Raw genomic sequence first — 11,685 nt, 5'->3', positions numbered from 1 at the left:
ATCCCCGCTTCACACCATAATTGTGGGAAATACTACCCCAATTTACGTGATATAAAAGGGAACGATGGACACCAGGTTGACGTTATATATCTTAAAGAAGTATTACAATCCGGCGAGGTAGCCAGCCATTACACAATAGCAGTGGACATGTACACGGCGATTAAAGGTGTTTATGAAAACGGTGTGCTTAGGCTTTTGGAGCCAGTTTCGGGTATCAAGAAGTGCGCGATAAAAAGGATCAATTATTACCGGAGGACAGGTCTGATTTCATTGTTTCCCGCATGATGTCGGAGGTAACGTAGTCGTCCGTATTGTAACGTACAAGATCCAGCGATACGGCTTTCCAGCCGCTGAGGGTAAAACTGATATGGTGTACCCAATTGATAACCGCCTCCTGCCATTCACCAAAGTCTGGGAGCGACGACTGAATGGTTACAAATTCCTGCAATTCTTCATTATGGATGCGAAGCATCTCCAGACAGGCATCTTCCAGTGAAAGATTGTGCGTACGCTGTATTATCCTTACAAGGTTGTAATAGATACCGTTCACAGGCTCATCTTTCAGCAATGATTGCACCTCATTGAAATAAACGATAATATGACTCGCCAACACCTGTAAGCGCAGCAGAATAGGGTGATTGTATATTTCTGTAGGCAGCGTGACGCCAGTACACAATTCAATAAGGTGATAAAACGGATAAACACAAATAGAATATTCCCGTATTCTGGTCCATTCTTCCACTGTTGGGATACGTTTTTCTGCTTTGAATTCCGCTTCCCATTCAACACCTGTAAGATACCTGTCGATCATGGCTGCAAAACGATTGACGGATTTCGCCGAAAGGAATTTCTGTAATTCGTTCCTCAATAAGGCAAGCTGATTACCTAGCAGTATCTTCGAATCTTCTCCACTTATTTCACCTCTTAATACAGCCAAAGAGCGTTCTTTTACAACCTTGAATTCTTCCGGTGTACTGTATTCGTAAATATCATCATTATACAATGTCCACAATAGCAATCTGCACAATGGTTTCACCCGTTCGTAACTGGCTGTGGGATACCACCAGGCGGTCATATACGCTGTTCTTACACGCTTAAATGTTTCCCGGGTTTTGTGATCGTTTTCAAAAATCCATAAGCTTTCACCATCAATCCAGTCGTTGTCTGTAATTTGTTGAAATTCTTCAGCATAGGGGTTACAGAGGGTAGGAAACGGATAGATAAATCTGGTGCGAAGTAATTCGTGTGTGTTCATGCGTTTATTGGTGTTTGATGAATACTACAATAGAGAATTTACGCTATAACATTGAAGTAAATCTAACCATTTGCTTACCAATAAAGTTCATTCATTCATTTTATTTACTCATAAGTGTAGCATAAATAGGTTTTAGGACAAAGTCCCATAGCTCATCAAAAACGTTTCATTTCTATCTTTCGACGTTCATCCAACCATTCAAAGACAATGGGTTCATTATTCCTTTCCTTAATCGTAATCTCTTTTCGAGCATCTTTGATCGTGAAGAATTGTCCTGCCGTTTCGATATGGATCCCATAGCTGCCAACTGGAATAGAAAAGTAGAAATTACCTGTTTCATCAGTAAGCGCAAAGAACGTTCGGTTGAAATCATCGGTTGCCGTGACCCTAATTCCTTCCAACATCGGTTCTTCAACGACATATTTTTGTGCAACCGGCACAATACTTCCTGTCAACCTGCCGCTTTTTACCAATGGAATCTCCATGTTTTGGTTATTCTGTAGCAGTAATTTCAGCGGTTCAAATTGACTCCAGCCCTTTCCATCTTTAACCTGGATCAGTTTCTCTCCCTTTGCTAGGTTGGAATAAGTCACTTTCCCTTTTTGATTGCTGGCTGCAACCGTTCCTGACACATCCACAATAATACCTTCCAACCGCCTTTCTCCATCATCCAACAGGCCATTCCCATTATCATCGCCAAAAAAACTGAGTTCGAGTTTTTTAAGTCCAGGGGCATTGGCTGAAACAAAGCTCTTTTGTATCCCTATCCGAAATTGCGTACTGGCACTGTTCCTCAAACCTGTGTAGGTATTGTAAAATACCTGTCCGGAAAACCGCCAGGTTTTAGCCACTTTATACCTTACCTGAGCATCTATGCTATTCATCCAGCCATAACCATAATTATTGTAGTTGGCATAGCCTGCTACGGAGATTTCCATTCGTTGGTCCAAGGCACTAAAATGCACATTTGGTCCAATGGAATATTGCCGATACTTTTTATTAGCCACAGGTATTAGCTCCTCTTGTAGGTAATAGGGGGCCGTTTGCATCCGGGCACTAACGCCCCAATTTCGAGCAGCATAGGAGGCATTAATCTTAAAGCTGTTATAATGCTGTTCCACTAAAGGATTATTGCTTTTGGTATATCCATAATCAGAATTGAGCGATAAGAAAGAAGTGCCAAAAGTGTAATTCAGATCAAGTGCAAGGCGGGTAGAAAAGGAATGTAGTTTTTCCCTGGTTAGGTAATTATCATGAAGGTCTTGCGACAGCAAATAAGGGTAAAGTGTCGCTGAAAATGCATTCTTCCGATGGCTAAACCCCATCTCATAAATGGTAATCTGATTACTGTTGTTTAGCATTGATCTTGTTTGAGAAAGATAATTAGGTGCATTTTTTAACCAGCTAAAGCGGGCATAAATCCCTGTTAATGGATTGAGCGAATACCTGATCCGCTCCTCCATTTGTATCACCCCTCTCCGTAAGCCACTATAATAACCGGTGCTGAAATAATTGTTAAGACTCAGGTCCCATTGGTTTTTTTGAATGGCGTATGTTCCTCCTAAAGCATAACCCGCCTTTGATGCGGAGGTATCGGCACTATTTTCATAGCTGTAACCGGCAGAAAGGTTAAGCCGCTCATGTTCCGAGGCAATGAGGGTGGCTTCTCCATTGACCAAGTTGGTTTTTACACGGGTCCAGGGATCTCTGCTGTGTATATAAGATATCCTTCCATTTTCCGCTTCCGCTTTGCCATAACGGTAACTCGCTGCATAGGTGTTGGTATTTTTACGTAATGATGATTGCAACCCGGAAAACAGTAAGTAACTGTTATTGACATAATAGAGGTCAAAGCCATGCTCTTCATTTAAAAAAGCCGAAGCTTTAACACCCCTTCCAAACAGGGGATAGTCCAGGTTTTCGGTGATATTACCTGCGGTAACCCCAACATATTTATTGGAATATGCCACCCAGGTGTCATAAGCATCCATCGCATGCTGGGCAGTGTAATAATTCAGGTTCAGGTTATACGTTAAGTCAGCACCCTCGGATGATAAAACGTTTCCCCTTCCCCGAAGCTGAAGAAAACTGAAATCACGGTTCAGGTTTACATAACTAAGTTCTACGCTGTTATTCAGCAGGTTTGCGTATTGATCATAACCGGTAGCGAGGCGTTTGACACTGGAGAGGCTGAACACCCTGAGGCTGGTTGTGGCAAGCGTTTTTCCGGTTGGATCCGCAGCCTCCAGGTTTACGGTAAAATCAGGAGCATGGCCTTTTAGTACATTCCTGGCATTTAACGTAATGATTTGCTGCGATCCGGCAGGCAGCTCTATGATTTCGGTTTGCTTTTCAAACGTGAGCCCTTCAGGATAGGAACTTAACAAAAGCCGGATGCGCACCGGAAGATAGCCATCGTTTAAGCATCTCAGCCTGAAAGAAACTTTTCCGGTTTGGGAATCGAGGTATACATCAGGTTCCAGGACATTGATCCGAACGCGATACGGATCATTCATTTTTGTATGAAATACGGCACTATCTGGCAAGGTAATTTTTTCAGCTGTGCGAAGGCTAACTTTATAGGTCTGCAATGCGGCGCTCATGTATTTTACAGGATAGCGTTGCGTACTTCCGGCTGGTAACTTGATGGTATCCGGTACCGCGATCAAAGCCTGTTCCGTGTGGGCCACGTTTTTGAACAGTATGATTTCCGAGGAGGTATGATTGACAACCTCAAGTTTATTGGCAAAGGTTTTCCCATATTGGGTGAATACGGTATCCGTTAAAAAAAAATAATCAACAGCTGGCTTATGCTGGGCACCGGCATGATGACAAATGCCTGTAAGGAATACCAATATGGCCATTAGCGATTTCATAGCTAATTGGCAATGAAGCTGTAGATTACATTTACGGTAAAAACACCGGGAGCCTTATCGACCAAGGTTTTTGCATCTGCCGGGTCAATCGTGTATTTAATTCCGAGATTGCGGTCAATAACCGGCTCCGCCCCGGAAATGATCTTAGCCGGAGTTGCAGACAAGGTGATCGTTTGAACGCCAGTCTGCCCGTTTGCCGGTCCAACTTTGATAATATTTACGGGAATGCTGCTTGTACCGTTGCTTAGGTCAGTAGCGGAAGCTTTGACATATACATCATAAGGTGTGGTTTTGCTAAGTTTTAAGTGAGCGGTCATTTCTGCGGACGTTCCATTCACATAGTCGGCGGCGGTATTGAATTCAAGGTTAACTTCAGCATCATTAACCAGCAGCTCAGCCATATCATCAACCAATACCTTCAGTACACTGCCTGCACTGTTTGCCTGAGGGGGAGGAGTTACACCGTCGTAGTAATCGTCGGGAGCATAGATACTGTAGCTGATCGGGAGCGTATATTCACCGGCAGATTTGAAATCATTATTTAAAAAACTCCTGGAGATAAAGTAATGCAGCTCCACATGGGTGCGGTTGCCTACCGGAACTGGAACATGCGATCTAAACATGGGATGATAGATATTCTTTAGAGGCAAAGGAGATGCCGCATTAGTGGAAAAGCTAACTCCATTGCCGCCATATGGAATAGTAGCCGTGCCGCCTGCAGCACCGGTAAACGTATAGTGATAACTGGTGGCCCTGGATAGGATATTAAACGGAACGGTGCTGATGACATCCCCCAGGTTGATCGTAGCGGAAACCTCCGGAATATTCCTGTAATAATCCAGGGAGTTTACGTGAAGTACGGGATCGGGAGGATTCAGGACCCCGGGGGCTTCCATAAATGACGGAATGGTCAATGTCAGCTTCTTGTCATCTCCTATGGTGGCATTAGAAAAGCCGGTCTTGGTGAAGCGCAAATTTGTTTCGTATGTTCCAGCAGGCCAGCTGTAATTTGCAATAGGAATACGGTAACCGATGCTGACAGCTCCGCGGAGATGGAATAAGTGGCCGTCATAGATATTCTGACTTTGCGTGCTTAAATTTATTTCCGGCGCAGTTCCAGTAACAAGGTAATCCCCGACACTTATCAATTTCATAAAAACCTGGTTCAGGGGGATGCCGGCTCTTGTACCGCCAACAGCGCTGAAAGAGGACGTTCCGGCAAAGGTATAGATCTTCCCCCTTGTCGAACCCGGTGCAGAAATACGAAAATCAGTTGTTGCCTTTTCTATATAATAGGGTGTGCCAGTCGCTATATCGGACTGGGATAGCACAATATCTGCCTGCCCCAAAGCCGAACCGTATGCAGTAATGGAAATGCATAATAACAGCAGACCTTTCTTACTATTCATAAACGACTTCTTTTTCAGCAATCTTCAAGTTAGTACCTGCACCATAATCCAGAATAGCCACGATGAGAAATTTACCTTTAATATCAGCTGGTAGACTGAGCTGCACAAGCTGTTCATCAAAAGGCATCATGGAAATGGAAAGCGGATCGATCTTCAATTCTTCTCCGGTAGCTTTATTTGTCATTTCAAAACGCAGGTAAGCATCTGTCACTACTTCTCCGGTATTTTTTATCTTCACCGCAACAGCCCGTTTGTTTTCATCACCATTAACAGTTAGTTCATTGAATTCGACAAAATCAAGCTCCTTTCTACTGAAACCTGTTGGCGTATGATAAACATGCACCCCAAATTCCAGCTGAATGTTAATGCCCACTCCACTTCCCTGTGTCACTTCTGTAACAGGGCGCTGCTCTACCACTTGGGTAAAAAACACCATGGAATTAGTAACCTGTGGTTTGGTGTTTTCACCACTGGGCACATGCATCATGATGTCTACACTTTTTGTTGCCCCTGGTGGAATTTCAATGGTTTGGGAGTTCACTTCCAGCCAATTCGCATTAGATGCCGATAGCGTGCCCGGTTCATGGTAAACTTTATTGCCAACGCTGTCTCTTTCCCAGTCTTTAATCGAAATATTAAATAAAAGAGGCTTGGTACTCGTATTTGACACTTCTACCAGCTGATGAAGTGTTTGCCCTGGATTACCACTAAAAAAAATACGGGAGGGAGAAACTGCCGCTCCCTGTGCCATTCCCTCCATACTCCCGAAAGTGGTTAACATGAAGGAAAGTGCAACATGAAATAAACTGACCTTGTTGTACATATCCTTATAAATTATCCATTAAACCAACTACTGCGTTATCGTATACGTCAAGATAGTGGTATACGTATCGGCAGTTTTGCCCAGCACCTGTCCGGTATTAGCCGCAGGTATACCATATTTTACATTGATATTCTTGCCGCTGGCTGCTGTTGCACCAGTGAGTAGCGCAGCATCATTGGCAGACAGCGCCACGGTAGCGGTCGTTCCTCCCAATCCCTGGGCTGACGGATCCGACACTTCCACATTTACGGCATTGCTGGCAATCGTGTTTGTATTACCATCCGTAGTACCCGCAAGTGTTGTTGAAGCTGCTTTTACATTGATGGTATAAGCTTTCGTGCTGGTTACCGTGAGGTGATTGGCCATGTCTACTTCAACACCATCGGCATAATTGGCGGCGGTAGCAAAGTCTAGCAACACTTCCTCATTATTAACGGTCAGGCTCAAGGCATCCGTTAGCTTTACCTTTAATGTGGTGGTACCTGTTACTTGCGCCTTTGCGGCAACATGCAGAAATTGCGTGGCTACTATAGCCAGGGCAATAATTAAAATTGAATTATTTTTCATGTCATTTTTATTTTGTTAACTGATACAAAGGAAGGGGATATTATTTTTATAATAGCACACCTAAATTGTGGGAAACACTACCCCAATTTTGGGGGGACATTCGCGCTTGCTAATGACGGCGTATATCGAAAAGTGGGAAAACGAACTGGAATCGTATCTTGATTTTCTTAAAACCTATGACTTAAAGTCGTAACAGCACTTGTTTTTATAAACTTCATTTCTGGATCTATCACCATTTTGACGGGCTCTTTGTGTAGAACAACCTGGGTTTTGAGCTGATTTTTTCTTACAGGAAAGCTTATCAATTTTCTTTTTCCATCTTCGAAATAAAAACCAATTTCAATATTATCATTAAAATCAACTGGGGTTTGCCTCCCTTGTCCATCTTCTTGGAATTTTTGGATTTCAACTTCAAAACCAACTTCGTATTGATTGTTCATTCTTCGGTTGGTGGCATCCATGATTTGAAAATCATACACCGTAATGTGCTTAAACAAATCATCTATCCGAGCATGTATCGAAGGATTGCATATTGCATATAACTCATCCAATAAATCCGTTGAAACCGGTGCGGGATTAGGGTAGGCGTGTTTTTTAAGAAAATTCTTCAAGGCTTGGTTTACCTTTTCCTCTCCAATCAACTCGCTGAGTTGGTACATGGTCACCAGCCCCTTAGCGTAGTGTTGATGTATGCTTTTAGGATTCGTTTTATACAAGGGCTGTTCATCTGAAAATCCTCTTTCACTTAAATAAATATCGTGGTGCATCTGAACATTGTCTAACACCCGTTGACGACCATGCATTTTTTTTACGAGCATCAATTCAGTATACATGGCTAATGTTTCCGTTAAGAAATTTGAACCTTCTCTACCGTCCGGTGCCAACTGACTGGTTCCCCACCATTCATGCGATAGCTCATGCCCTGCCAATTCGTTAATCACATCTTGTTGTTTATCACCGCTGATGTTGGCGTGAAATATTACATCCTCAGTCATAAAAATGGTGGCTGGATAGGCCGTAGCGGCAAAACCGCTTGTAAATGCTGATACCTCAGCAAAGCGGATGGCTTTAAAGGGATATTTCCCGAAATTATTTTCGCAATAGGTTAACGTGTGCTTGGCATTTTCAATTAAGTGAGCCACATTTTCGTGATGTTCAGGGTGATAATACACGGCTATACGAATGCCATTATGCAGTACTTTTTTTACTGCATATTTTGCTGATGAAATGCCAATACGGAATGGTATAGGTGAATGGGTTTTATAATGAAAATAGTTTCTATCTCTATTTTGCCAAGTATTTACCAATTCTCCTATACCTATAGCAGTTTGCCCTTTTACCGTAGAAATCACCGCATCAAGATTGATAAAATCATCTTCAGCGCTTCGGGGCGCATCTAAAGCAAGTATGGGCGTGGCTTTGCCTAGGTTACGTTTTGCTCTTTCTTTTTCATCGTCTATTTCGTTGCCTTGCTGATAACCAAGCTTTGGAAAATAATTGCTGATACGCATAAATGAACCATTCGCTACAATGGCATTAAACGATTCATGGCCGTTAAATCCATCCCAACCGGAATCAAACAGAAAATTCATTATTATGCGTTCACTCGGTTGCAGTGGTTTAGATAGATTAATCCAATAATGCCCAAATTTTTCATCCTTAGCATCTAATATTCCACCCTCTATATCCAACCCTTTCAACTGAATACTCTTATTTGCATAGACCAGCAATTTTTCGATGGGTGTAGCTGTTTTGTTTTCTAATGTGTATCTCGCAGATACGTTGTAGGCATTGTTTTCGGGGAATAAATCAATGTCGGTTTTTACATCGGTAATTGTGGGTTGGGGTAAGTTTTGAAATGGCCTATACGTTTGTTCATAGCCTTGCTGCCAATTCATCTCAGCATAAGTGCCCTTAAAGTCGACTTTATTGAAAATGAAAATCCCCGAAATAGTGGTAACAATTGCAAACCCGATCATACTCATTATGGATGATGGGCTCAATATTTTCCTTGAAAATAATTTTGGTTGATTAGTGAGCTTACTTACCGTTATAGCGATAAATAAGGTAAGTCCTATTCCAAAAAGTATTTTCCAACCGAAGGCATTAAAATATGCCCCCCAGCCGTTCATATCACTGAGTTTTCCGCCATAAGGAGCATTGAAACGTATCAACGGATGGGTTAAACCCATCATTTTTCCAATACTTGTCGTGGTCAGCAAAATAAAAATGGACGACACAATTAATCCCAAATACTTAGTTTTAATGAGCCATTGAATGCAAACCAACATGGCCGCATTCAACATGAGCGGAACACCTATCAAATAAAACAAACTGCCATAAACACTCCATTTAATGTGTGTATACTGATAGCTGATTTGAAATATAACGGCTATCATCATTATCCATGTGAGCAACAAGAATACGATTACATTTAGCGACAACCACTTCGCAAAAAAGACATTGGAAGCTTTTGTTGGTGTGGCATCTTCTATCATATTGAAATGCACATTTCGGCTACGCCATATGGTTTCATTACTATAAAATAATAGGACGATCAAACATAAGCCAGGAAAATCTTTTAAAATTCTATTTGATAGTAGGCCGGTACTTGCAAAATTTTCCGGTATACGAATGCCTTTATCTATTTCACCATAAAATTCCATTGACATGTAAAATCCTAGACCCACCAGAATCAGGATAAATGGGATACTCTTAATTACAAATTTCAAATCGGTTTTTACAAAACTTAATACAGATTTTAATTGGTGTGCTATATTGAATAATTGCGGCGATACGGTTTTAAAGATGAGATGATGAGCTATTTCATTCGTTTTGGGTTCCTTAATCCTTTTTCCTTTTTCATTAAGGTTGAATTTGAACTTCCGGAACGTGATAAAAAACAGGGTTAATGAGAAGGTTATGAAAAATAACCGGTTGAAAAGCATATTGCCTGTTAAGCTGACCAGTTCGGTATTCCGCTGCGGAGCAGACCAATGCATTGTTTGTTGGAAAAACGCTGATAAACCAAATGGGTCAAATTTTGCGGATAAATCCATTGCTTCAGCCGAGGGGGGCAAACTGCCGACCATCATTGGTGAGCCGGAAAATATCATCCCCACCATGTATAAAATATAAATGAACAAGCCTGAAATATAAACGAGCAATTTGTTTTTGCTTGACCAACCAACGTTGCATACCATTGCTGAACAAAAGAACGCATTGGGGACAGCCAATAACAAAAAGGGTTGCAGATAATGCCAAAGATTAAAAGGTGCGTATGCGACGCTATCAAGCCAGGGCATTTGCTGACCTAGTGCATAGCCTACTACAATCACTAAAAAGAACAAGAGTGTTATCCCGAATACGACTAAAAACCTACTCCATAAATAATTCGTTTTACTGATAGGTGTTGTATAAAGGATTAAACCAAAATTGCTGTCTTTCTCTTTGAACAGCACGTTTGCCGATAGCAATGAAGAAATAAAAATACATATCAAACTCAATAACCCGATAAGATAGGTATTACTATATGGCGCATTTTTAAATACATTAGGTATGGAGGTTAAAGACATTTTTGTAGCTACAAGAAATCCAAGTGCCATCAATACTAACAGCGTCACATAAAACCAGATTTTCCTAGTGTAGTTTGAAAATTCAAAACTTATCAGGGCTTTCATTCGTAAAAAATTATTGATAAACTCTTTTGTTTTTTTTAGGCATCAATGAGATCGGTTCACTTCGTGGCTGCCTTCGGCGGTCGCTAAGTATGTTTTTAAAGGCCTCCTGAAACCCGACCGTTGATAATTGAGAAATAAACATCCTCCAACATTGGTTTCGCTTGTTCAAAACCATTGCGAGGGTCTTCAGGTGCAAAAATGTGAATGCTCAATTTCCCAGCATTGAGTTGGGAAGATATGATCGAGTACTTTTGTTCATAAGCTTCCCTATCTTTTTTGTCAATTGCTTTTTGCCAAAGTGAACCGCCAAGCGACGCAATGAAATCAGTCGGTTTGCCCTGCGCCAACACCGTTCCTTTATCGATAATTGCCATGTTGGTACACAGGTTCCTTACATCTTCAACCAAATGCGTAGAAAGTATGATAATAACATCTTCGCCTATCTCACTTAGCAAATTATTGAATCGGTTGCGTTCTTCAGGATCCAGACCGGCCGTCGGTTCATCAACAATGATAACCTGCGGATTCCCTAACAGCGCTTGCGCAATACCGAATCGCTGACGCATACCACCTGAAAAGGTATGTACTTCTTTATTGCGGTGTTGATAGAGATTGGTTTTGTCCAACAGTGCCAAAACCTGTTCTTTGCGTTCTTTATGGTTCAGCAGGCCTTTAAGCACCGCCAAATGCGATAATAAATCAAAAGCAGAAATCTTTGGGTACACCCCAAAATCCTGAGGAAGAAAACCCAATTGTTTTTTAATAAATAGCGTATCCGAAACAATATCCACGCCGTTAAATAAAATTTCACCACTGTCTGGACTTTGCAAGCCTATGATGGTTTTCATTAAAGATGATTTACCAGCACCATTTGGTCCAAGTAAACCAAACATGCCATTGCTAATTTCCAACGAAATGTTATTAATGGCTTTTACGCCATTAGGATAGGTTTTGTTGAGATGTTTTATCGTTAATCGATTCATTCTTGAAAAATTTTAATTCATGTATGTCCATCCTGCAGATTTCGTGTCCTTTGTTTTTAAAATTTAGACAATCCGCTTCCTGGCCCTCTTTC

At 41.5% G+C, this 11,685-nt stretch carries 8 protein-coding genes; 1 reads left to right on the top strand and 7 read right to left on the bottom strand.

From position 1 onward, the window contains the following. Positions 1 to 285, top strand: a 285-nt coding sequence (locus NF543_RS04880) for an antitoxin family protein (RefSeq protein WP_257957434.1), incomplete at its 5' end; no start/stop codon positions are given. Here NF543_RS04880 and NF543_RS04875 read toward each other — a convergent pair. The 7 genes from NF543_RS04875 to NF543_RS04845 form a co-directional block, all read right to left on the bottom strand. Continuing rightward, a complete protein-coding gene (locus tag NF543_RS04875) occupies positions 239 to 1,255 on the bottom strand; it encodes a terpene synthase family protein (protein WP_257666986.1) in 1,017 nt (338 codons plus the stop codon). The two genes, NF543_RS04880 and NF543_RS04875, sit on opposite strands and share 47 nt — an antisense overlap. 155 nt (positions 1,256 to 1,410) lie before the next feature. Beyond that, entirely contained in the window at positions 1,411 to 4,131 is a 2,721-nt protein-coding gene (locus tag NF543_RS04870; RefSeq protein WP_257666985.1) for a hypothetical protein, read from the bottom strand. A 2-nt stretch (positions 4,132 to 4,133) separates the two neighbouring features. Continuing rightward, positions 4,134 to 5,540, bottom strand: coding sequence for a hypothetical protein (locus NF543_RS04865; RefSeq protein WP_257666984.1), 1,407 nt, complete (start codon positions 5,538 to 5,540; stop codon positions 4,134 to 4,136). After that, positions 5,533 to 6,363, bottom strand: a complete 831-nt coding sequence (locus NF543_RS04860) for a fimbrial biogenesis chaperone (RefSeq protein ID WP_257666983.1) — start codon at positions 6,361 to 6,363, stop codon at positions 5,533 to 5,535. The genes NF543_RS04865 and NF543_RS04860 overlap by 8 nt, the downstream gene beginning before the upstream one ends. Positions 6,364 to 6,390: 27 nt before the next feature. After that, the gene (locus tag NF543_RS04855) at positions 6,391 to 6,930 is read right to left on the bottom strand and encodes a hypothetical protein (RefSeq protein ID WP_257666982.1); all 540 of its coding nucleotides are present in this window, start codon (positions 6,928 to 6,930) and stop codon (positions 6,391 to 6,393) included. Between the two features lie 167 nt (positions 6,931 to 7,097). Continuing rightward, the gene (locus tag NF543_RS04850; RefSeq protein WP_257666981.1) at positions 7,098 to 10,610 is read right to left on the bottom strand and encodes an ABC transporter permease/M1 family aminopeptidase; all 3,513 of its coding nucleotides are present in this window, start codon (positions 10,608 to 10,610) and stop codon (positions 7,098 to 7,100) included. A gap of 95 nt (positions 10,611 to 10,705) precedes the next feature. Beyond that, on the bottom strand, positions 10,706 to 11,593 hold the full coding sequence (locus tag NF543_RS04845) for an ABC transporter ATP-binding protein (RefSeq protein ID WP_257666980.1): 888 nt from the start codon (positions 11,591 to 11,593) through the stop codon (positions 10,706 to 10,708). Positions 11,594 to 11,685 lie beyond the last annotated feature (92 nt).

Origin of the sequence: Parapedobacter tibetensis (assembly GCF_024704835.1) — a bacterium.
In the GTDB taxonomy this organism is placed as follows: Bacteria; Bacteroidota; Bacteroidia; order Sphingobacteriales; family Sphingobacteriaceae; genus Parapedobacter; species Parapedobacter tibetensis.
The sequence above is the reverse complement of the archived record's forward strand: the minus strand, read 5'-3'. Positions and strand labels throughout refer to the sequence as shown.